The following is a 21955-nucleotide window of genomic DNA, read 5'->3' as shown; positions in this document are numbered from 1 at the left end:
AACAAGCTAACTTACATTAAGGAAGCAAAAATTAAAAAATTTGGTAAATCTATAACAAACTTTCTGGATCAACACCTAGCACATTTAACCTTTCAATTAACATTTTCACTTTTTGTTCTGCTTCCACACGTCGCTGTTCTTCAAAAGCTGTGCGTTCTTCAGCTTCCCTGATGCGTTCTTCTGGTGTTAGCAATCTTTGCCCTTCTTCGTCATACCAGTACAGCCACTCCCGCACTATACCTTGATAAATTCCCCGTTCTCGCCCAATTCCTAAACCAATTTCTGGTAGCCAAACAGGATTTCCTGACATTAAAATATATTCCCCATCAACCAAGTGATACACCTCCAAAGGTGTCTTTTTACGCCGAAGGGGACTATATACAACGTAGTATAAAATTCCTAATTCTTTGGCATAAAATTCTTTCTTAATGCTATATTCTTCGCGATAAATTTGGGAAACAACTTCTAATGCTAAAATTGGCAGTTTCTTTTCTTCCCACAGCACATAACTTAGGCGTAATTCCTCATCAACGACACGTTTAACTCCTAAGCTGAGAAACCCATCAGGGACAACGGCTGGTTTGTCTTGGTGGTAATAAATACCCATATCAACACCAAAGTACCAATCCCAACGATCGCACCAAACCAAAGCCAGTGTCGTTTTCAGTAAGGCGGGAATTAAATTTTGGACTTCGTTATCCACAGGGGTGTCATTAGAGTCTGGTAATTCTTCGGAAGATGGCAAACAATGCAGTGGATTGTAGTTTAACATGAGCGGTTTTGCCAAATCTTATTTTAGATAGATTGTACGTAATCTATTGATGTGCGATCGTAGCGCCAGAATAAAGAACCATTTTTAGTGTAAACCTAGCCCTTTCTAGACATCACCTGTGAATTTTTCTCAGTATTCACAGACTTGTGATTGCAAAATTTTACATTAAATTCATGATTTTTCGATACTGATTACCAGAATTTCTAACGGTTATTTTTTACTTTACCGAATCGAAAATTTCAAGTTAGTAACAAAAAGGGCAGGTACACAACCCGCCCTCAAAGTAATCAATATTTAAACTAAACTAGCGATCGCAACTTAATTAGCAATTTTCGGCGCACTCAAAGAAACTTTTAGCGTTTCATCTTTTTGTTGTGCTAATGTTGGCACGGAATTACGCAATCTTGCAGTCAATTGTACAGTTGTCGCGTCATACATCTGAGTCAGCAATTTTGGATAGAAACCGATACCAATAATTGGAATTAACAAACAAGCAATGATAAACACTTCACGGGGTTCAGCATCTATTAAAGCTTGGTGAGAAACTAATTCCTTGTTCTCTTCTCCGTAGAAAATTTCTCGCAACATCGACAGCAGATAAATCGGAGTTAAAATTAATCCAACTGCCATCAAGAACACCACAATGACTTTAAAGGTAGAGCTATAAGCATCGCTAGTAGCAAAGCCGACAAAAACCATTAATTCTGCCACGAAACCGCTCATTCCTGGCAATGCCAAAGAAGCCATTGAACAGGTAGTGAACATGGCGAAAATCTTCGGCATTCTCTGACCAACACCACCCATTTCATCCAACATCAGGGTGTGGGTGCGATCGTAAGTTGCGCCAACCAGGAAGAACAAACTCGCTCCAATTAACCCGTGGGAAACCATTTGCAACACTGCCCCACTCAATCCCAAATCGGTGAAGGAGGCGATACCAATCATCACAAAGCCCATGTGAGAAATTGAGGAGTAGGCAATTTTTCGCTTTAGGTTGCGCTGGGCAAAGGATGTCAAGGCAGCGTAGATGATATTAACTACCCCCAAAACCACCAACACTGGTGCAAAAAGAGCGTGAGCATCGGGGAGCATTTGGGCATTCATCCGAATTAAGGCGTAACCGCCCATTTTCAGGAGAATACCTGCCAATAACATATGTACGGGCGCTGTTGCTTCACCGTGGGCATCAGGTAGCCAGGTGTGCAAGGGAATAATCGGCAACTTGACGGCGTAGGCTATCAGGAAGCCAGCATAGGCAGCAAGTTGGAAATTGAGGGCAAAGTCTTTTAAAGCGAGCGATCGCATGTCAAACGTCACCGTATCGCCGTAAAATCCCATTGTCAGGGCAGATAGCAAAATAAACAGCGAACCGCCGGCGGTGTATAAAATAAATTTAGTCGCTGCATACTGCCGCCTTTTGCCTCCCCAAATCGACAGCAGAAAGTATATCGGTACTAGTTCCAGTTCCCACACCAGGAAAAACAACAGCATATCCTGGACAGCGAACACGGCTATTTGACCGCCATACATCGCCAAAATCAAGAAGTAAAATAGCTTCGGCTTGAAGGTGACAGGCCAAGCTGCTAAAATCGCCAGCGTGGTAATGAATCCAGTCAAAATAATTAGGGGCATAGATAAGCCATCTGCCCCTACTGACCAATTCAAATCTAGTTGGGGTACCCAGGGGTAACTCTCCACCAACTGCAAATCTGGATTGGAGAAATCATACCCAGTATAAAAAGCATAAACAATTAGTGCAAAATCTATTAGCCCTACGATGAGGGAGTACCAGCGCACTGTTTTGCCTTCTTTATCTGGAATGATGGGAATCAGTAGTGAAGCGGCTATCGGCAACAGAATAATCGTCGTCAGCCACGGAAAATTAGCTGTATTCATCACAATTCGTCTGCTATCAAAATCATGTTTGGCAAAAAGTCACTAGTTATTAAGTAACAGCTTTTTGCGGATTTCGTCTTCCTCGTTAGGTTGATTTAATTAAATTGGCAATCCCCTATTTTTCCTCTTGGGAGCCTTTTTTGACATTTGCGGGTGCGGGATGTGTGTTGTGATACTCCCAGTCCAGTCAAAAATTTACCCTAAAAAAGTTGGTAAAATTATAGTTTAGGGGTGCGATGTCTACGACAAGCCGCTCCGCGTCTACGCAAAGTCCAACCCATCACTAAAAATACATGATGTTGTTTGGTGGTTGTTGAAAAAAGCCTGACAGGAGAAATAACCATAATGATAATTGCACAAATTGAAAGTCAGATTCGTTATGTCACCAACGCAGATGGAGAAACAACAGATGTACTCGTCCCTGTAGAGCTTTGGCAACAGCTTATAAGTTCGATAAATTCTGATAACGTCAGTGGTTTAGCTTGGATTGATGAACAAGAGCCAAAAGCACAAATCTTAGCCGATTTGCAAGAGTCTGTGCGACAAGCAGCACTAGGACAAACTTTCCCAGTTTCAGAGCTTTGGGACGATATCAAAGCCTAGATTAATGGCAGAAGTTCGTTTTACACCTCCCTTCAAACGCCGTCTCAAAACTCTGACTAAAGAATGTCTGTACCATCAGCTTCATAAATGGTAGCAGAGACGCAAATTAGAACACTAAGCTGCATATCTAATAATCTCTAATTCTGCTCCATTATTAATAGCTGACTCTGCTTTTACTAAAACCTGTTCGGTAACTGCATCACTTAAATAATATTCACCGCAGTTATCACAAATTTCTGCTGGAACTTTTTTTAATACAATAATACATTCATCTCTTTCTAATGTCACAGTTACTAAACCAGGTTTAGTTTCTCCATACTGACAAATTACACATTTCATCATCTCTGTCTCCTAGTTGTAAAACCATCTAACCAAATACTACTATCAGGAACATAAGCTGTTACCACGTATCCTGTATCTGTAGCTTCATTGTAAGAAAATACAACATGAATCGGCTTACCTTCTATAAAATCCAATATTAGATAACTGGGGTAGGGTGTATCATCAGGATTTTCTTCTATCACTTCTCCATAAGAAATCGCAGTTTTTACTTCTTTTTGACTAATGCGACGATAAAACATTTGTTGGATAGCATGACGGGAAAAAACTAGATTTTGACAATACATGAATTATTCTTTTTAAATTATATTTAGTAAAAAATTTATTATTTTGCTAAATGTTGGGCTTTTATTAATTTGTAGGATGGGTTACGGCGCAAAAAGATTATTATATTTTACCTCGTTCTTGCGATCACCAAATTTAAATTGACATTCAACCCATTATTGATCAACTACAGACTGGAAATTTTATCGGTGATTAAATCCTGGTATAGACTTAACCGTTTTTAAAGTTCGAGCAAAAAATAGTGATATCCCGACGGGCAAAAGTGGTGGATATCGCGTGATCTATCAAGTTGTCTCAGATAAATGTGTCTCATCTTCTACTCCGAGAGTACCTGGAAGATTTGCAAGATGAACTTCTAATAAGTTATATAAGTACTGTTGTTTAATATGTAACATTTAAATGTCACTTCAATTTCCTAATTCATGGCGCTTTAAATCTTCACCAGATTCAATTATTCCTAATTCAGCAATTGATGAATTTGAGAAACTTATTGGGATAATAGCTAAGGGAAATCGCTGGGAGTTACTAGAGTATTTTAAAGAGTGTTTTGCCCATGCAATAGGTTCTACGAGTGTCTGGAGTACTTCAGAAAGTTGGGCAAGCACAGATTTACGGTCATATTTGGAAGACGCGGCTAAAAACCCACCCCTGTTTCTGGAGGCATTCTACGAGGCGTGTGAGAATCTTCGGGATAAATATGCAATCCCTGACATTGAACGTATCAACAGTATTTGTCTTGAATACAAGATTGCTTATCAAATCTATCCACCAAAACTTGTGAAGCTATGTGAAGGTGAAGAAGCTATCCCTGTGTCTGAATCGTCACCAACCCTTACTGAGTCTGCAAGGCAACTCATTAGTGAGTCTCTAAGCCGTTCTGAACAACTACTGATTGAAAATCGACCTAGAGAAGCAGTTCAAGAACTGTATTGGATTCTCGAATCAATTACAACTGCTTTTAGAGGTGAGCAATTACTATCTGTGACAATAAAAGGGAAATATTAATATTTTAACGTAATCGTGAATGAACTCCGCAAAGCAAATGAAGGGACAGCAATCAACTATATATTGAAATGTTTAGAAAATCTACATGGTTATCATTCGTCACCAACTGGTGGTGGTAGTCGGCATGGGCTTGATTTAAAAGAGGGTAAACCAATGACGCTTTCTGAAGGTCGCTTATTCTGTAATCTTATTCGTTCCTATATTTCTTTCTTACTTACCGAGTATGAAGGACTCATAAATAATAATGATGTGTCGGAAAATTTATAACAATGTCTTGCAGCGAATGTCAGCGACAATCGATTATTCAACTAACAGACATCAAAAAAACTTTGTGTTTATTTGATATTTGAACCTTTCCTTGCTCACTTAAGTATTTAATAGCATTGTAGTTTCCAAACCGCGTATGTCCTTCTACAAGCTGGTATGGGCGATTTAATTCTGCATAATTTGGTACATTAATTATATTTTCAGTTTCTAATACAATTATTGGAACTCGCCAAGTCCCAAACTGCATCCAATAATCTTTATCTTCATCAGTGCATGATAGATGATCAAAATTTGATATATAACTTCTGCGGTTTACATAATCCTTAAAACCTGAAAATATCTGCACTTTAAAAAACTCTTTTTCAGACCAATCAACTACGTTAAAAGTCACTTGATGGTAATTAATCCAGCCATAGTTATTTACCATATCGAAGTCATAGATATGCTCAAATTGCCATTGAATAAGTACGTGTGTAGGAATATTGTTAAATATTGATATTATTCTTTGTGAATATTCTAGAGGTGTTTCATCAGATGGCTCTCGATAATTAAAGTTGCGTCTTGGCTTGAGTTTTTTCCATGTATTATGACTTCGTTCCCAAACTTCATCAGGTATATAAAACCGCCTGATTCTAATCTCTTCTTCTGTCATAAATAACTGAATGTTCTAATGGATTTTATTTTTTGAAGATTATTAAACATATTGAAAAAATCAGAGCGTAACTAGAAAGCTAAACTTTTATAGGCTGTATTAAAAAATTTTGTCATCTTTTCAGGCTCAACTCTCAATTTCTCTGCCTGCCTCTGCGTGAAACAAAAAAGATTTAGTTTAATTACCTGAAAATGGCTGTATCACAAAACTCAAGAAATAATGTAGGGGCGGACAGTCGCCCACCCCAATGAAAATCAGGTAACACCAAAGACAATCACTAAACCCAAAACCGCCCCAAACACAATCAAGGCATAGAATTGAGCGCGACCGTTTTCTAGGTACTTCAGACCTTCACCGCTAACAAGGGTGAAAAAGCCTGTGAGGTTAACAGCACCATCGACAACGCGGAAGTCAACTTCCATAACTTGTCTGGCTACGCGACGCAAGCCGAGGACAAAAACCCGATGGTAAATGTCATCAAAGTACCACTTGTTGAGGGATAACTCGTAAAGTGGTTGGATTTTAGCAGCGATCGCAGCTGGGTCAATTTTACGGCGCAAATACATCAGCGAAGCCAGGGTAATCGCAATCAAAGAAATTCCGACTGAGGCACCCGCCATGATGTAGAATTCCGTCGGATTGAACTCGGAAGCCTTTTCTATAACTTCGGAGAGGGTTTCACTAGGAGGAAAGATAAACTCTTCAAAATAATTGGCGTAGGGAGTTCCCACCAAACCAATCAAAATCGAAGGCACAGCCAACAGTGCCAACGGCAGCGTCATCGTCCACGGCGATTCGTGGGGAGAGTCGCTGTGATGCCCGTGGGAGTCATGGGAATCATGATGCTGACTAGTTGCCGCCAATTCTCCTTTCTTCATCGCCCCAGGCCCAAAATTCGGGACTGGTTCTTCTGACTCTAATTCCAGGACAATTGTCGCCGCAGCCTTCTTGAGTTTTTCCTTGATTTTCTCGTCAGTACCCCGGAATTTGCCTTCAAATGTCGAGAAATACATTCTAAACATATAGAAAGCCGTAATCCCGGCAGTTAGCCAGCCGATAAACCAGAGGAGTGGATTAGCTTCAAAAGCCTTTCCTAGAATTTCATCTTTTGACCAGAAACCAGCAAAGGGTGGAATACCAGAAATTGCCAAGCACCCAATCAAAAAGGTAGTTGCTGTGACAGGCATATACTTTCGCAGTCCACCCATCAAGCGCATATCTTGCGCTAAGGCGGGGTCGTGTCCAACGACACCTTCCATACCATGAATTACTGAACCTGAACCCAAGAACAGCATCGCTTTGAAATAGGCGTGGGTCATTAGGTGGAATAGTCCAGCACTGTAGGAACCTATTCCCATTGCCATCACCATGTAACCAAGTTGGGAAATGGTGGAGTAAGCCAAGCCCTTTTTGATGTCGTTTTGGGTAATGGCAATGCTAGCCCCTAAAAACGCCGTAAACGCCCCAGTAAAGGCAATGACATTCATTGCAACTGGAACGCCTTCAAATACTGGGTACATCCGGGCAATCAGGAAAACACCCGCCGCCACCATTGTTGCCGCGTGAATCAAGGCAGAAATGGGGGTGGGCCCTTCCATCGCATCTGGTAGCCAGACGTGGAGAGGGAATTGGGCTGATTTTGCAACTGGGCCTAAGAAAACTAAAATCGCAAACAGGACAGCGAGAAAATTGCTGATACTACCTGATTCGACGAGTTGGGCGAGGCGATCGCCCATGATATTAAAATCAAAGCTTCCTGTTGCCCAGAACAGCCCCAAAATGCCGAGTAATAGACCAAAGTCGCCCACGCGGTTGGTCACAAACGCTTTTTGAGCGGCATCTGCTGCTGACTTGCGATCGTACCAAAAACCGACCAGCAAGTAGGAACACATCCCGACCAGTTCCCAGAATATATAAATCTGTATTAGGTTGGGGCTGACCACCAGACCTAACATTGAAGAGCCAAACAAACTGAGATAGGCGTAAAACCGCACGTAACCGGGATCGTGAGCCATGTAGCCATCGGTGTAAACCATGACTAACAACGCTACCGTTGTTACAATCACCAGCATTAGGGCTGTCAGGTGGTCAATAGTGTAGCCCATGCTCAGATGAAAATTACCTGCCGCCGCCCACTCAAAGGTACGAATATAAGGCGCATGTCCTTGAATTTGACTCCATAGCAAGGCAAACGACAGCCCCATAGCTGCTCCCATCATGGAGATAATTACCACAGCGTTAAGCTGGCGGAGGCGGTTTGTCACCTGATTCAACGAGATTAACCCTAGACCGACCAGCATTGCCCCAAGAAGAGGGAACACCGGAATCAGCCAGGCATACTGATAGATTACTTCCATCACTGACGCCTACTTTTAGAATTCTTAATTTAGCGTGTCGAAAACTGTTAATAATTGTGACACACACCCTTTAGGATAAAATAACCCACCCAAGACTGATTGGGTGGGGTGTTAAGCATGGTTTTAGATTTGGTCATTTGTCATTGGTCATTGGCCATTAGCCCTATACCCCATGTCCTATGCCCAATATCCATCAAGCAGACCGATACTCTAAGTCCATTGTTTTTGAACTTTTGTAAATTTTCGAGCAACTGGTGTACTTAGCTTGAATCTCTTCTAAAGCTAGACGTAAATCTTCTCTACCGCGAAAGCATTCCAAGCGATGGCGAATAGTGCCATTTTCAATCAATAGTAAAGTGGGTAGTGATTTGAGTTTATAAGTAGTAGACAATTTAAAATTTTGATCGGCGTTAACCCCAACTAATTTAATTTCTTCCCCGCATTGGGCTTGAAATTGCAATAACAGTGGGTGGATAATCCGACACAAGCCACACCAAGGTGCTTCAAAGTTAACTAAAACAGGAATAGGAGATTCTAAAACTTCTTGAGTAAATGTCCGCTCACTAACCGACAACACCATGACGCCTCTTGGATTATAAGGTTTTTATATCAAACTACCTATCAGCATTGAAGTGAAGGATTGGCAAGTCAGTAACTGCCGATAAATGCTTTCAGGGGCCGAATCTCAGCACACTAAATAATTAAACAAAAATTGAGCGCGTTGATGTGTCTCTGACAAAAAAGCCACCGTGGAATTCGCGCTGGCTTTTTTGGACGTTAGGCTCCTGATTGCCGTGGCCACCTGGGTATCTGACTGAATCTGCCATTTTTTCCTAAGGAAAAGCAACTGACCAACAACTACCAATTTAAAATTTTAACTCGATTCAGACCACCCCCATTGATAGATGTTTGAACTTATCGTACATTGATTTGGGGCAATTGATAAGCTGAAATCCTCATCTATTTTAGATTTTATGCTGACACTGGGGATCGCTTAGATTTCCCATCTTATCTTACTAGTTGCTTCCAGCAACAGAGGGTGCGATAACCAAAGCAAAGCTATGAAAATGGCAATTCCTAAATAGGAAGGACGAATAAATTCCTGCCATTTGATAGATTGACGACCGTCAATGATTGCTTTAAAGGGAATAATTGAAGTCCGTTGTTTGGCAATTTCAAAGGCTTCCCCATAACGATCGCTTAGACGGCGATCGCCGTGCCAAACTCCAAACAAGTGATGTAATACCAATCCAATGGAAGTCACAAGGGTAAAGGTAGTACCTAGCCACAGAGTATGGGCAACACACCAAATTATTTGTCCTACCATCTGAGGATGACGGGTAATCCGAATAATTCCTGTTTCATAGAGATGAACTTGGGGCTTTTGAATGGCAGCAATTTCTAGTAGATTGAAGGTAGCAGGATATAAAAATAAAAACGAGATAGCTGACAGCAGCCAAACAAATTCTCGCACTCCTGGTACTCCTTGTACCTGCCAAAGTTGCAAACCATCATAGCGATGCCCAAAAAAGTAAATAATTAATATTACAGCCAAGGGTAGGCTAACTAATGCAAAGAGAACGCGATAAAGCCTTGGGCCAATATATTGTTCGGCCCAAGGACGCAAAGCAGCGCCTCCACTGTGAGCGATCGCAAAAACTATTTGTAACCCCAGTATGACAAAATGACTGGGTGTCAACCAAGAAATCAGCATCATATACACATACACAGGTGAAGTAATTTAAAGAAAATTGAATTCAGTACAACCAATACCACAAAGTATTCAAAAGGGGACTTTATTCAAGATGTTGTGCTACTGTCTTTTTCTAGTCAAGCCTTCAATAATATGCAACAAATCACGCCCAGCTGATTGCTGCCAAACCTGATTTTTTGTCTGCATCCGCTCCTTTTAAAGTTTGTGGATTGAGCCTTATGTCTGACCTTCCTTTCACTTTAGATCAGTTACGTATTTTAAAAGCGATCGCGCAAGAAGGAAGCTTCAAGCGTGCCGCTGATAGTCTTTACGTCTCCCAACCTGCCGTCAGCTTGCAAGTGCAAAATCTTGAACGGCAGCTAGATGTCCCCCTATTCGATCGTGGAGGGCGACGCGCCCAATTAACCGAAGCAGGGCATCTATTACTAAGTTACGGTGAAAAAATCCTCAGTCTGTGTCAGGAAACCTGCCGCGCGATCGAGGATTTACAAAATCTCCAAGGCGGTACTTTAATTGTCGGTGCTTCTCAAACCACCGGCACTTATCTTTTACCCAAAATGATCGGGATGTTCCGACAAAAATATCCAGATGTGGCAGTGCAATTACACGTGCACTCAACTAGGCGAACTGCTTGGAGCGTCGCTAATGGACAAGTTGATCTGGCAATTATCGGCGGTGAAATTCCCGGTGAACTATCAGAATCTTTGGAAGTTATTTCTTACGCTGAAGACGAACTAGCGCTAATTCTACCTATCTTTCATCCCTTTACCAAACTTGAAAAAATCCAAAAAGAAGACCTATACAAATTACAATTCATTGCCCTAGATTCCCAATCGACTATCCGCAAAGTAATTGACCAAGTGCTAGCACGCTGTGAAATTGATACCAGACGTTTTAAGGTTGAAATGGAATTAAACTCTATTGAAGCAATTAAAAATGCTGTGCAATCTGGTTTGGGGGCTGCCTTTGTTTCAACTAGTGCGATCGCTAAAGAGTTACAAATGGGGGTTCTACACCGTACCCCCATTGAAGGCGTCGTTGTTAAACGGACACTATGGCTGATTTTTAATCCTAATCGCTATAGATCCAAGGCGGCAGAGGCTTTTAGTCGGGAAATTTTGCCCCAGTTTGCTAATCCTGGATGGAGTCAAGATGTGTTAACATTGGCACAAAAAAACATAGTGTTAGCTACATTAGATGGAGCAATGCCCAACTCCTCCGGCGAAGACTAACAATCTGGTCATTAGTCTTAGCCTTAGGGCGTCTAGGTCATTTCGTAGTTCGTAATTCGTAATTCGTAATTATTATCCCATAGCTTTTCGCGTAACCTGTCGTAGGCAAGCTAAAAATTTGACATCAGTAAAAAGTTTCCTGTTCTTGATAAAGAAATTTAGTTTCTATGTAACCTGAATCAGTTACGAATTACGTTATATCAATTACGAATTATTTTGACTAATGACTAATCACGAAAATGGAAGTTTACTGTACTCGTCCACGTTGCCCACGCCCACAAAACTATTTTGCCGATTTAGATGATATTACGACGCTGAAAACAACGCAGCAGAAGTACTGTACTACCTGTGGTATGCCATTGCTGCTAGATGGTCGATATGTCCCCGTGAAGCTATTGGGAAGGGGCGGATTTGGAGCAGCCTTTTTGGCACGTGATCGCCGAATACCCGGAATGCGTCAATGCGTAGTTAAGCAGTTTCAACCATCGGGCAATTTAACCTTAAATCAACTGCAACAAGCACAGTTGATGTTTGAAAGAGAAGCAGAAGTTTTAGCACAACTTGGTAACGATCACGAGCAAATACCTGACTTGTTTGCTTTCTTTCCGATGATAGTTAATGGTTTGCAACCAGGACAGCAAGACCAGTTTTTTTACTTGGTACAAGAATATATTAATGGGCAAAACTTAGAGGAAGAATTAGTTCAACATGGCAAATTTTCTGAGCAGCAAATCTTGGAGGTGCTGCAAGAAATCTTGAAAGTGCTAAAATTTGTACATGATAGAGGGATTATCCACAGAGATATTAAACCATCTAATATCATGCGTCGTGGTGATGGTAGACTTTTTTTACTAGATTTTGGCGCAGTTAAGCAAGTAACAAATGCTGCGCTAGGTGCTGCTTCTTCCACAGGAATTTATTCTATGGGATTTGCGCCGCCTGAGCAGATGGCTGGGGGTCAAGTATTTCCATCTACAGATTTATACGCCTTAGCTGTAACTCTTATTACTTTGTTGACAAATCAGGAAGCAATTAAACTGTTTGATGCTTATACCAACCAGTGGAAATGGCGAATGCAAGTCACTATTAACCCTCGCCTTGCTGATATTTTAGATAAGATGCTGCTACCTGCTGCTAATCAGCGCTTTCAATCGGCGCAGGAGGTTTTAGATGCACTTAACTCACAGCCTCTAGCAGCTACACAACTTAATTCGCCCTCTGTAACCCTTCCGCCCCAACCACCCAAAGGAGGTCCTAACCCCGTCGTTCCTCGCCGTCCACCAACTCAACCAGCCTTTTCTACAGTGGAATTATTGGGTGGGGCAGCATTTAGTGGGTTTGAGGGGGCATTGATAGCGATCGCTCTCTTGAGTCTAGTAAAATCGCCAATAGTTACTTTAAGTATTGCATTTGTAATTTTGGGGATACTAATATTTGCCCAAACTAGACGGTGGATTGAAAAGTTCGATTTATTAATTATTCCAACAATTACTGTTGCAATTATTTTTTTTCTCCCTTTTTTACAAGGCGGGCTTGGCATTAAAGTAGTAGTTTTTTTAGCAGTTGGAGCAGGCTTAATAGCGATTTCCTTAACAGCAATATTTCGACTTATTTATAAATTATTATCTCTCTTACTTTAAAAAACTTTTGGTGCTAACAGCTAACTATGTCTCAGAAAAACGAAACACTTAGTCTTTTCTTAGCTGCTATGATCACCATCGGCTTAATATTTAGTGGCTTATGGTTTTTTATGGAACGGTGGGCGCAACTAAATGGAACTGTTGCTAAACCTTCGGGGATTGGTAACACAGATAATCCTATGAACCAGTTGCTCAGTAAATGTAACGTGCCCAACCTCCCAGAGGGAATATTCAACTATGGTGGTAGCACAACCTGGGCACCAATCCGTAAGGACGTAGATACCGTACTGCAAAGCCTGTGCCCTCGGTTTGTTTTACGCTATACTCAACCCCCCTCAGGTCAACCCGGATCTGGAACTGGTATTCGGATGTTGATAGATAATCAACTAGCTTTTTCTCAATCTTCTCGTTCAGTCAAAGCTGAAGAAAATGCCGAAGCTAGACAAAAAGGATTTAGTTTGAAAGAAATTCCGGTGGCGATTGATGGCATTGCGATCGCAGTTAACCACAATCTCAATGTCCCTGGTTTAACTGTCGCCCAAGTCAAAGACATCTACACGGGCAAAATTACTAATTGGCAACAAGTAGGTGGCCCGAATTTACCAATTACAGTCTACTCTCGCAGCAAAGAAGCTGGGGGCACAGTAGAGTTCTTTGTCGAAAATGTTTTAAATAAAGAGAATTTTGGTGCCAACGTTAGTTATATTGGCACGACCACGGAAGCAGTACGAAAAGTAGCCGTGAATAATGGTGCAATTTACTATGCTTCTGCCCCAGAGATTGTACCCCAGTGTACGATTAAGTCACTACCAATAGGACGGTCAAGCGGTCAATTTGTACCTCCCTACCAAGAACCGTTTGTAGCTCAATCTGAATGTCCCAGTAAGCGTAATCAGTTGAATAGTCAGGCATTTCGTAGTGGAGACTATGCAATTACTCGCAATTTATTTGTAATTGTTAAACAGAATGGCCAAACAGATCAGCAAGCTGGGGAAGCTTATGCAAATTGGCTGTTGACACCTCAGAGTCAAAAACTGATCGAAAAGGCTGGATTTGTCAGAATTAAATGATCAAAGGATCAAAGCGGTTAGGTTTAGCGAAATAATCAAATTAGAACTTATACAAAAACTTTCTTAAACTTTTATTTATCGTGCATCTGGAATGGTTCATTTTTATCTCCAGACGTAGGTTTTACAAATAATAAATGTTTTTATTTTATTTAAATTTGTTCATGTCACAAAAGAATGAAACTAAAATTTTAGCTTTGACCCTGCTGTTGACCACTGGAATAGTTGGCGGTAGTGTTTGGTGGTTTACTAACAATGGGATCAAAATTAGTAATAGTATCACTCAAAATCAGTCCAACTTGTAAAAATTGTTCCTAGTTCCCGTTCTCGCACGGGTTATGACTTTGAACCAGTGCGTTAATCAGCAATAAAAAATTAAAAATTAATCAATACTTAACCTGGGAAAACCCTCAAGATGAGAAATTCAGCTTTATGGTAAAAATTTTAGTGTCATAGGACTTACCCAAAAGTACACGCGGTAGGGGCAATTCATGAATTGCCCCTACGCTAAAATCAGGGTTTCGGCTATTGTTTGCGTCAGTACTATGTCAATTTATTCTCGTTAGCACTCAAACCTTGAAATAGGAAATCAAGTAATTCAGGGGAAATTTATTATACCTTGGCTTTTAAAGTAGTCAGAAATTAGGATTGGTCAGAATTTCGCTAACAAAACACCCATCCTCCCAATACAATCTCAAGTAGCAAGTGCTTATTAAGTCAAGCACTTATCTTATATTGAATGGACGCACGGGTAATCCTACTATGTCCCAAAAAAATGAAACAACTATTCTTGTCTTATCCATCCTAATCACGGCCGGGCTAATAGCTGGCGGTTTTTGGTGGTTTACTAGAAAGTCTGGTGTTGATTTAAATACAATTAATTCTGGTAACACCAAAATGCCCCAAGCCGCGTCAAAACAGCCTAGTAGCAATACTTTCACTTCAGTAGAGAATGTTCCTACAGGATTATTTAATTACGGAGGCAGTACATCTTGGGCACCAATTCGCCTGGTAGTTGATTCAGCAATTCAAGCGGCGCGACCAGAACTGCGGCTGCGCTATGTAGAACCCAGTAATGCATCTCCTGGTTCTGGTACTGGTATTCAATCTCTGATAGACGGTCAACTAGCCTTTGCCCAGTCCTCCCGACCAATTCTAGATCAGGAATTAAGCCGTGCCCAGCAGCGTGGGTTGACTTTGAAACAAATTCCCGTGGCAATTGATGGTTTGGCAGTTGCAGTTAACCCCAACCTTAATATCCAAGGGCTAACGGTAGAGCAGTTAAAGTCAATTTACACAGGCAAAATCAATAATTGGAGCCAGGTGGGCGGGCCCAATATTCCGATTAAGCCTTATTCCCGCCGCATTGCTGATGGCGGTACGGTAGAACTTTTTGTCCAAGATATCTTGGGTGGTCAAGCTTTCAGCTCCAATGTGGAATTTATCTCCACAACCACCCAAGCCTTGCAAAAATTGGCTGGTAGTCCTGGTAGCATCTACTACGCTTCTGCCCCAGAGGTGATTCCTCAATGCTCAATCAAAGCCTTGCCGTTGGGGCGGACGCAAGGGCAATATATTGCTCCATACCAGGAACCATCTGTCCTCCCGTCCGAATGTCCTGGTAAACGAAACAAATTGAACATTGAGGCTTTCCAATCAGGAAAATACCCGATTACCCGCAATCTGTTTGTGGTGGTCAAACAGAATGGTCAGACTGAGCAGCAAGCAGGTGTCGCTTACGCCGACTTACTGCTGACCGAGCAGGGACAGGAACTTATTTCCCAAGCTGGGTTTGTCAAAATTCGCTGACAAGAGCGATCGCCTTCGTTGGGGCATAGTCCATCACACTCAGGCAGAGTGGCGGAAATCGCCTCTCTGAATTGTGCTTTAACCAGCTCTATTAATCGACTCTGCTGGCAAGCAAATGAGATTATCCCCTTGGGTGAGGATTAAGCCACGTTGACGTAGCTTACCCATCAAGCGGGTAACGGTGACACGGGTCGAACCAATCGCGCTCCCAATTTGGGCATGGGTGAGGGGAAAGGGCAGACAATAGCCGCGAATCACATCAGGATCTGTGTCGCTCATTGCTGGCTCTCCATATTCCTCAATTAACAATGTGAGAAATCCTAAGAGTCGGTCAATTGTGCGGCGTTGTCCCAAGGCACTCAGCCACAGTAGCTTACGCTGGTGCTGATACCTAAAGGCATCCATAACTTCACGACGGAAGTGAGGCCAGTTGTCTAAATCGTGCCAGTACATCCACAACACCGCAGTTTGGTCAACATGGGCGTAAGACTGGAGTGTGAATGGTGACTGAGCAACAATTTCAAATGGCTGTCCCGCTCCCACAAAACCCAAAAACGCTTCTTCTGGAGTTCTGTTAATTCGTCGAGACGTTAGCTGGCTAGCAGTCGCACTAACTTGGGCGGTTCCTACCATGCGGATCGCACCCCTTTGCACCAAATATAGCAAGCCAGGCCGGGCTGGAATGCGCTCATCTTTGCTAAAGGTACGGCAGCGATAGTGTTCTTGAGCCCAGTCAAGAATGCGTTGCCAAGTCAAAAAAGGCCGTGATGCCTCAGAAAAGGAGGATGGAGATTGCATAGGTAACAAAGAGCGTTCGGCTGAAGACAAAGACGTGATCAAAAGGTGCAAGGAGTGTCTTTGTGTTGGCGAGGCAGGCTTAACGCCTAACAGCGTCAGCCAATCCAATCCAAAGAATAGAAAGCAAATTACTCTCTACTCTTTTGTTATACTTCCTACTGTACAATGATGGTAGTAAAGTTTACTTTCTATTTATCGATTATTCATCAAATTTTATCCTCTTCTCATTTTTCTTTATCTGAATTAAATTTATATCGTAAGACAGATGACAGAAAATCAACAAATATATTTTACATGATTATTTCAATAAAATTACGTGCATCATAAATTACTAGTTAGCAAATATACGTCACTTAAACAGCTAGTATATAGTTACTTTATAAAAATACTAAGCATTAATACCTACCAAGAAAAAAAAACATCCATAAAAGATGAAATAAATCATCTATATAAAGGTAGAGATGAAAGTAGGGTTTTATATATCTCAAGTGTGGTTCTGCGACTGTCAAAATCTCAGAATCGAAAAACTATGGAGCTTGCGAATGCGATCGCCTCTGATTTATTGAAGATTTGTGACGACGTTTTTAGCGTCCAAATTGTTCCTCCTGGGTGGATACATTTTGAATTGACTCACTCGATGTTAGCGACTTGGTTACAAAGTCTTATAGTCGGGAGTTTAGGGGGAGCAGGGGAGGATGAGGGAGATGAGGAAGACAAGGCGAATAACCAATGCCCAATGCCCAATGCCCAATGCCCAATGTCCAATTCATTGTTTGCTGTTCAGTACGCCCATGCACGTTGCTGTTCGCTAGTGCTGCTGGCTCACCGAGAGGGATTGATTAAACTTAGAGAACCAGTTCCAAATACTAGTCCAGCTTTTTGGGATGTTATTTCCCCTAATCCCTTACCTTGGCTCAATGGTGACGGAAGACTGCGGCTAAATCACCCAAATGAGCGTCGTCTAATTGCCGAGTTAGTACAAGTAGTAGATAACATAGAGTGCGCTGATATTAAGGATTCTGTGAAATGGGAAAAAGTAGCGCTGAGTTTGAGCCAAGCTTTTGAAAATTTCTGGTCTAATTGCCGGATTTGGGGTGAGGTGAAAATTACGTCACCAGAACTAACCCAAGCCAGACTTGGATTGCTTATGGCTACCCAATCAGTATTAAGGTTTGTCCTAGAGGAAAGCTTGGGTATTATTGCGCCCTTGGAGTTATAAATCGGTAATGTCGCTTAGGTATAAAATAAAAAGTTTTATAATAGCTATTGACTCAATGCATCACCTCAGCTACATTATCAGGTGTGTGAGGAGCGAACCAGCTAGGGCACCGAGACGAAACACGGCCAGTCGTCGGTGTCCTTTCTGATTTATAGATTTATATGGGTTAGGTTTGAAAAAGTGCCCTCATTACAGTAAAAACTTTTCAATTGCTACTGCTGCTCCATCTTTCTCTACGCTAGGAGCTACCCACTGCGCGATCGCTTGCACTGCTGCTGGTGCATTGCCCATAGCTACACCGAGGCCAACAGACTCCAGCATTTCGAGATCATTGAAGTTATCACCAATCGCCATAACGTTGGCTATCTCTAATCCCAGCAATTCTTCGGCTAGGTAACGCACAGCAGTTCCTTTATTCACAGAGGCGTTAGTTGCTTCAAAGAAGGTAGCAACAGATGTTGTGAGATAAAGTTCAGCAGGTGTGTATTGGCGGCGCAAATTCCCCAATAGCTTGTCGATCACATCAATGTCATCAGACAAAGCGAGAATTTTTGTCGGTTCATTGGTTAAGGTTTGGCGCAAATCACCCACAGGAATCGCGATAATACCAGAACGTTCTGCATAAATTTGGGTTTCTCTGGTTAACTCACGGACGTATAGCTGATCATTGATGTAGAAGTGGATAGATAGGAGCGATCGCAACTCAGGTTGTTCAAAATAGTCTATTAGCTGGTAGGCGATTTCCCTAGAAATAGTCCAATGGCGATGAATTTTTTGGGTAATCGGGTCTTGAATCCAGGCTCCCTGATAGGCCATTAATGGTAGGGTAGAGCCAATTTCTTGGTGAAAGCGCAAGGCTGAACGATACATTCGACCTGTAGCGATCGCCACTTGAATTCCTTTTGCTTGCGCTGCCACAATAGCTTGCTTTACACCTGTGCTGATAGTGTTAGAATGTCCTGCGATCGTGCCATCTATATCCAAAACTAGTAGTTTAATGTCTTTTACAGCAGCCTGATTATCAGTAGATGCCGAATGTGTAGCAGATGCTTTCTGCATAATTTCCTAGATTTTAAGTTCCAGTAAGAGGTTAACAGGCTCTAGCAACCAGTGGGGAGTAGTGGAAAAAATTGGATATTTTTTATTTAGAAGTCCCTTAATACACAAAAACTACGCTATTGTTACCAAAGCAAAGCTGAACTAGCATCTCTAGCATCTGAAATTGCTAACTATGTGACAAAGCTTCTGGCTAAAATAAGGCTATGTCTGAAATCACTTCTGTAACTGCAACACGCCCCACGTTCATCCTTGTAGATGGGCACTCCCTGGCTTATCGTTCGTACTTTGCTTTCGCCAAAGGGCGAGATGGTGGACTGCGTACCAAAACAGGGATTCCTACCAGTATATGTTTTGGTTTTGTTAAGTGCCTGCTAGAAGTAATGGCAACACAACAGCCCCAAGCAATGGCGATCGCTTTTGATTTGGGTGAGGCCACTTTTCGGCACGAAGCTGACGAGACTTATAAAGCCGATCGCAAAGAAACGCCAGAAGACTTCATTCCCGATTTAGCAAACCTGCATGATTTGCTCAATGGTTTCAATCTGCCAATTTTCACTGCCCCTGGTTACGAGGCAGATGATGTTTTAGGAACCTTAGCACAACGAGTCACTGCTGCTGGGTATAAGGTGAAGATTCTCACTGGCGATCGCGATTTATTTCAACTGATCGACTCTGAGAAAGAAATCACTGTTCTGAATTTTAGTCCAGATGCCCTAAAGCGCTCTACAAATAGCATCACGGAATTTGAAGCAGAACAAGTCAAAGACAAAATGGGCGTTTTACCTTCACAAATTGTTGATTTCAAAGCTCTTTGTGGTGATAAATCAGATAATATTCCTGGAGTTAAGGGAATTGGGGAAAAGACAGCAGTGCAGCTGCTAAATACTTACGGTTCCCTTGACAATATTTATGCTGCGTTAGATGAAATTAAAGGCGCAACTCAGAAAAAACTATCAACGGGTAAAGAAGACGCTGATAAGTCTCGCTATTTAGCAACTATAATTCTGGATGTTCCTCTAGAAATTAATTTAGAAGATTGTCAATTAAAAGGTTTTGATACAAACGTCTTGACACCAATTCTAGAAAAGTTAGAATTCAAGTCTTTTTTAGGCAAAATAAACGACCTTCAACAACGTTTTGGTGGTAAAGTCGAAGAAATCCAAGAAGCCAAAACAGACACAATTAATTCCAATACTAACTCAGAACTCAGCGTTGATGAAGATAATGATTTGTGGTTTTTCAGTGCTAGTGATACAGCAGCAGTTCCACAACAATCTACTTCCCCAATTACACCACGCATTATAAATACTGAAGCCAAATTAACTGAGTTAGTGAAACTTTTGCAAAAATTCACCAACCCAGAAACTCCCGTTGCTTGGGACACTGAAACTACCGCTTTAGAACCAAGAGATGCTGAATTAGTAGGAATTGGTTGCTGTTGGGGAACGCAACCAGATGAGGTAGCCTATATTCCTTTGGGGCACAAAACTGGGGAAAATTTGCATAAAGATTTGGCGCTAGAAGCATTACGCCCAATTCTTGAAAATGCTGATTATCCCAAAGCTTTACAAAATGCCAAATTTGACCGTTTAGTTTTAAAGTGTCAAGGAATTAATTTGGCAGGAGTAGTGTTTGATCCTATGCTGGCAAGTTACATTCTAAATCCCGATTCAAGTCATAATTTGATGGATTTAGCGCAGCGATATTTGGGATTGATCGCAAAAAGTTATTTGGATTTAGTCCCTAAAGGCAAAACCATCGCTGATATAGACATTCCTGCTGTAGCCGATTACTGCGGTATGGATGCTTATTCTACTTTTGGCTTAGTGCCGAAATTGCGTGAAGAACTGGATAAACTTCCAACCCTATCTAAGTTATTAGTGGAAGTGGAACAGCCACTAGAAGCAGTTTTAGCCCAAATGGAATACACTGGTGTTCGCATTAATTCAACTTATTTACAAGAACTTTCACAGCATTTAGAGACAGAATTAGCTAGGTTAAAAGAGAAAGCAACTCTAATAGCTGGGGAAGATTTTAACTTGGGTTCTCCTAAACAATTGAGCCAAATCTTGTTTGAAAAGTTGGGCTTAAGCACTAAACATTCTCGTAGAATTCAAACCGGCTTCTCTACAGATGCAGCAACACTAGAAAAGCTCCAAGAAGATGATAAAACTGGATTTGTTGAAGCGATCATTGAGTATCGTACTCTATCTAAATTAAAGTCTACTTATGTTGATGCATTGCCTGCATTGGTGCGTCCAGATACCCAACGGGTGCATACTGATTTTAACCAAGCAGCAACATCAACTGGTAGGTTATCTTCTTCTAATCCGAATTTGCAAAATATCCCCATTCGTACAGCTTTTAGTCGCCAAATTCGGAAGGCGTTTTTGCCAGAATCTGGTTGGTTAATGGTGGCTGCTGATTACTCACAAATTGAATTGCGGATTTTAGCTCATTTGAGTCAAGAGCCGATATTAGTGCAAGCATATCAGCAAAATGAAGATGTTCACACCGTTACGGCGCGGTTAGTGTTTGAAAAAGAAAATATAACCTCAGAAGAACGAGGGATAGCAAAAACTATCAATTTTGGTGTGATTTATGGAATGGGTTCTCTAAGGTTTTCGCGCTCAACTGGGATAGATAAAACCGTTGCCAACGAGTTCATTAAGCGGTTTAATGAACGATATCCTAAAGTATTTGCATATTTGGAGCGAGTCAAAAAAGAAGCGATCGCTCTTGGTTATGTAGAAACTCTTTTCGGTCGCCGTCGTTATTTTGACTTTACTAATAACAGTTTACGCAAATTAAAAGGCAGTAACCCAGAAGATATTGAACTGAGTAAATTGAAGAATTTGGGCCCTTATGATGCGGGTTTATTACGCTCTGCTGCTAATGCACCAATTCAAGGTTCCAATGCTGATATTATCAAAATTGCAATGGTAAGACTGCATGAGGTTCTGAAGAACTATCAGGCACGTTTATTGTTGCAAGTTCACGATGAATTAGTGTTTGAAATCCCCCCCCAAGAGTGGGAAGAATTACAACCACAAATTAAGTCTTTGATGGAAAATGCAGTCCAGTTGAGTGTACCGTTGCTGGTAGAGGCGCGTGTTGGTGAAAATTGGATGGAGACGAAGTAAGTTGAACTATGACAAGGCTTTTAGCTAGAAAAGTATCAATCAGTTTATTTTAAAATTTAAAATTTTGATTTATATAAAGTTGACAACATAATCAAGAG

20 protein-coding genes are annotated in these 21955 nt (G+C 41.4%); 10 read left to right on the top strand and 10 right to left on the bottom strand.

The window, feature by feature from the left end; genetic code table 11:
• Nucleotides 1–49: 49 nt before the first annotated feature.
• Entirely contained in the window at nucleotides 50–772 is a 723-nt protein-coding gene (locus tag H6G26_RS11185; protein WP_190729315.1) for a Uma2 family endonuclease, read from the bottom strand.
• A 318-nt stretch (nucleotides 773–1090) separates the two neighbouring features.
• On the bottom strand, nucleotides 1091–2668 hold the full coding sequence (locus H6G26_RS11180; RefSeq protein ID WP_190729314.1) for an NAD(P)H-quinone oxidoreductase subunit 4: 1578 nt from the start codon (nucleotides 2666–2668) through the stop codon (nucleotides 1091–1093).
• A gap of 345 nt (nucleotides 2669–3013) precedes the next feature.
• On the opposite strand from H6G26_RS11180, the gene H6G26_RS11175 reads away from it, so the two are divergent.
• Entirely contained in the window at nucleotides 3014–3271 is a 258-nt protein-coding gene (locus H6G26_RS11175) for a hypothetical protein (RefSeq protein ID WP_190729313.1), read from the top strand.
• A gap of 114 nt (nucleotides 3272–3385) precedes the next feature.
• Here H6G26_RS11175 and H6G26_RS11170 read toward each other — a convergent pair whose 3' ends face one another.
• Nucleotides 3386–3613: a type II toxin-antitoxin system MqsA family antitoxin gene (locus H6G26_RS11170; RefSeq protein ID WP_229558429.1), complete on the bottom strand. Its 228-nt coding sequence runs from the start codon at nucleotides 3611–3613 to the stop codon at nucleotides 3386–3388.
• Nucleotides 3610–3897, bottom strand: coding sequence for a DUF4258 domain-containing protein (locus H6G26_RS11165; RefSeq protein ID WP_190729312.1), 288 nt, complete (start codon nucleotides 3895–3897; stop codon nucleotides 3610–3612). Before H6G26_RS11165 ends, H6G26_RS11170 begins: the two co-directional genes overlap by 4 nt.
• 397 nt (nucleotides 3898–4294) lie before the next feature.
• Here H6G26_RS11165 and H6G26_RS11160 point away from each other — a divergent pair, with 397 nt between their 5' ends.
• Both H6G26_RS11160 and H6G26_RS11155 read left to right on the top strand, forming a co-directional pair.
• The gene (locus H6G26_RS11160; protein ID WP_190729311.1) at nucleotides 4295–4900 is read left to right on the top strand and encodes a hypothetical protein; all 606 of its coding nucleotides are present in this window, start codon (nucleotides 4295–4297) and stop codon (nucleotides 4898–4900) included.
• 15 nt (nucleotides 4901–4915) lie between these two features.
• On the top strand, nucleotides 4916–5167 hold the full coding sequence (locus H6G26_RS11155; protein ID WP_190729310.1) for a hypothetical protein: 252 nt from the start codon (nucleotides 4916–4918) through the stop codon (nucleotides 5165–5167).
• A gap of 37 nt (nucleotides 5168–5204) precedes the next feature.
• Here the strand turns inward: H6G26_RS11155 and H6G26_RS11150 are convergent, their stop codons facing one another.
• The 4 genes from H6G26_RS11150 to H6G26_RS11135 all read right to left on the bottom strand — a co-directional run bounded on the left by H6G26_RS11150 (nucleotide 5205) and on the right by H6G26_RS11135 (nucleotide 9893).
• Nucleotides 5205–5819: a hypothetical protein gene (locus tag H6G26_RS11150; RefSeq protein WP_190729309.1), complete on the bottom strand. Its 615-nt coding sequence runs from the start codon at nucleotides 5817–5819 to the stop codon at nucleotides 5205–5207.
• 254 nt (nucleotides 5820–6073) lie between these two features.
• Nucleotides 6074–8176: an NAD(P)H-quinone oxidoreductase subunit 5 gene (locus H6G26_RS11145; RefSeq protein WP_190729308.1), complete on the bottom strand. Its 2103-nt coding sequence runs from the start codon at nucleotides 8174–8176 to the stop codon at nucleotides 6074–6076.
• Nucleotides 8177–8369: 193 nt separating this feature from the next.
• Nucleotides 8370–8756 (bottom strand): thioredoxin domain-containing protein, encoded by a 387-nt coding sequence (locus H6G26_RS11140; RefSeq protein ID WP_190729307.1) that lies wholly within the window; start codon nucleotides 8754–8756, stop codon nucleotides 8370–8372.
• Between the two features lie 414 nt (nucleotides 8757–9170).
• Nucleotides 9171–9893: an NnrU family protein gene (locus tag H6G26_RS11135; protein ID WP_190729306.1), complete on the bottom strand. Its 723-nt coding sequence runs from the start codon at nucleotides 9891–9893 to the stop codon at nucleotides 9171–9173.
• A 215-nt stretch (nucleotides 9894–10108) separates the two neighbouring features.
• Between H6G26_RS11135 and H6G26_RS11130 the strand changes: the two genes are divergently transcribed.
• From H6G26_RS11130 to H6G26_RS11110, 5 genes are all read left to right on the top strand, one after another.
• Complete coding sequence (locus tag H6G26_RS11130) at nucleotides 10109–11122, top strand: LysR family transcriptional regulator (protein ID WP_190729305.1); 1014 nt, start codon at nucleotides 10109–10111, stop codon at nucleotides 11120–11122.
• Nucleotides 11123–11361: 239 nt separating this feature from the next.
• Nucleotides 11362–12762 carry a serine/threonine-protein kinase gene (locus tag H6G26_RS11125; RefSeq protein WP_190729304.1) on the top strand — a complete coding sequence of 467 codons (1401 nt, stop codon included), beginning with the start codon at nucleotides 11362–11364 and terminating at the stop codon, nucleotides 12760–12762.
• 26 nt (nucleotides 12763–12788) lie between these two features.
• Nucleotides 12789–13832: a PstS family phosphate ABC transporter substrate-binding protein gene (locus H6G26_RS11120; RefSeq protein ID WP_190729303.1), complete on the top strand. Its 1044-nt coding sequence runs from the start codon at nucleotides 12789–12791 to the stop codon at nucleotides 13830–13832.
• A 161-nt stretch (nucleotides 13833–13993) separates the two neighbouring features.
• Nucleotides 13994–14134: a hypothetical protein gene (locus H6G26_RS11115; protein ID WP_190729302.1), complete on the top strand. Its 141-nt coding sequence runs from the start codon at nucleotides 13994–13996 to the stop codon at nucleotides 14132–14134.
• 457 nt (nucleotides 14135–14591) lie between these two features.
• Nucleotides 14592–15638, top strand: a complete 1047-nt coding sequence (locus H6G26_RS11110; RefSeq protein ID WP_190729301.1) for a PstS family phosphate ABC transporter substrate-binding protein — start codon at nucleotides 14592–14594, stop codon at nucleotides 15636–15638.
• 78 nt (nucleotides 15639–15716) lie between these two features.
• Here the strand turns inward: H6G26_RS11110 and H6G26_RS11105 are convergent, their stop codons facing one another.
• Nucleotides 15717–16436, bottom strand: coding sequence for a Crp/Fnr family transcriptional regulator (locus H6G26_RS11105; protein ID WP_100901811.1), 720 nt, complete (start codon nucleotides 16434–16436; stop codon nucleotides 15717–15719).
• A gap of 529 nt (nucleotides 16437–16965) precedes the next feature.
• Here H6G26_RS11105 and H6G26_RS11100 point away from each other — a divergent pair.
• Nucleotides 16966–17655: a DALR anticodon-binding domain-containing protein gene (locus H6G26_RS11100; protein ID WP_347242455.1), complete on the top strand. Its 690-nt coding sequence runs from the start codon at nucleotides 16966–16968 to the stop codon at nucleotides 17653–17655.
• 189 nt (nucleotides 17656–17844) lie between these two features.
• Here H6G26_RS11100 and H6G26_RS11095 read toward each other — a convergent pair whose 3' ends face one another.
• The gene (locus H6G26_RS11095; protein WP_190729299.1) at nucleotides 17845–18714 is read right to left on the bottom strand and encodes a Cof-type HAD-IIB family hydrolase; all 870 of its coding nucleotides are present in this window, start codon (nucleotides 18712–18714) and stop codon (nucleotides 17845–17847) included.
• A gap of 203 nt (nucleotides 18715–18917) precedes the next feature.
• On the opposite strand from H6G26_RS11095, the gene polA reads away from it, so the two are divergent.
• A complete protein-coding gene (gene polA, locus H6G26_RS11090) occupies nucleotides 18918–21857 on the top strand; it encodes a DNA polymerase I (RefSeq protein ID WP_190729298.1) in 2940 nt (979 codons plus the stop codon).
• The last annotated feature ends 98 nt before the right edge of the window (nucleotides 21858–21955 follow it).

The organism is Nostoc sp. FACHB-888, from assembly GCF_014696655.1.
Lineage (GTDB): Bacteria > Cyanobacteriota > Cyanobacteriia > Cyanobacteriales > Nostocaceae > Nostoc.
The sequence above is the reverse complement of the archived record's forward strand: the minus strand, read 5'-3'. Positions and strand labels throughout refer to the sequence as shown.

Bases quoted from the DNA above. Each gene is read 5' to 3' on its own strand.
- H6G26_RS11100 (WP_347242455.1), top strand. From the start codon at position 16,966: ATGGAGCTTGCGAATGCGATCGCCTCTGATTTATTGAAGATTTGTGAC.
- H6G26_RS11185 (WP_190729315.1), bottom strand. From the start codon at position 772: ATGTTAAACTACAATCCACTGCATTGTTTGCCATCTTCCGAAGAATTA.
- polA (WP_190729298.1), top strand. From the start codon at position 18,918: ATGTCTGAAATCACTTCTGTAACTGCAACACGCCCCACGTTCATCCTT.
- H6G26_RS11125 (WP_190729304.1), top strand. From the start codon at position 11,362: ATGGAAGTTTACTGTACTCGTCCACGTTGCCCACGCCCACAAAACTAT.
- H6G26_RS11160 (WP_190729311.1), top strand. From the start codon at position 4,295: ATGTCACTTCAATTTCCTAATTCATGGCGCTTTAAATCTTCACCAGAT.
- H6G26_RS11180 (WP_190729314.1), bottom strand. From the start codon at position 2,668: ATGAATACAGCTAATTTTCCGTGGCTGACGACGATTATTCTGTTGCCG.
- H6G26_RS11170 (WP_229558429.1), bottom strand. From the start codon at position 3,613: ATGATGAAATGTGTAATTTGTCAGTATGGAGAAACTAAACCTGGTTTA.
- H6G26_RS11095 (WP_190729299.1), bottom strand. From the start codon at position 18,714: ATGCAGAAAGCATCTGCTACACATTCGGCATCTACTGATAATCAGGCT.
- H6G26_RS11145 (WP_190729308.1), bottom strand. From the start codon at position 8,176: ATGGAAGTAATCTATCAGTATGCCTGGCTGATTCCGGTGTTCCCTCTT.
- H6G26_RS11165 (WP_190729312.1), bottom strand. From the start codon at position 3,897: ATGTATTGTCAAAATCTAGTTTTTTCCCGTCATGCTATCCAACAAATG.
- H6G26_RS11140 (WP_190729307.1), bottom strand. From the start codon at position 8,756: ATGGTGTTGTCGGTTAGTGAGCGGACATTTACTCAAGAAGTTTTAGAA.
- H6G26_RS11150 (WP_190729309.1), bottom strand. From the start codon at position 5,819: ATGACAGAAGAAGAGATTAGAATCAGGCGGTTTTATATACCTGATGAA.
- H6G26_RS11105 (WP_100901811.1), bottom strand. From the start codon at position 16,436: ATGCAATCTCCATCCTCCTTTTCTGAGGCATCACGGCCTTTTTTGACT.
- H6G26_RS11135 (WP_190729306.1), bottom strand. From the start codon at position 9,893: ATGATGCTGATTTCTTGGTTGACACCCAGTCATTTTGTCATACTGGGG.
- H6G26_RS11115 (WP_190729302.1), top strand. From the start codon at position 13,994: ATGTCACAAAAGAATGAAACTAAAATTTTAGCTTTGACCCTGCTGTTG.
- H6G26_RS11110 (WP_190729301.1), top strand. From the start codon at position 14,592: ATGTCCCAAAAAAATGAAACAACTATTCTTGTCTTATCCATCCTAATC.
- H6G26_RS11120 (WP_190729303.1), top strand. From the start codon at position 12,789: ATGTCTCAGAAAAACGAAACACTTAGTCTTTTCTTAGCTGCTATGATC.
- H6G26_RS11175 (WP_190729313.1), top strand. From the start codon at position 3,014: ATGATAATTGCACAAATTGAAAGTCAGATTCGTTATGTCACCAACGCA.
- H6G26_RS11130 (WP_190729305.1), top strand. From the start codon at position 10,109: ATGTCTGACCTTCCTTTCACTTTAGATCAGTTACGTATTTTAAAAGCG.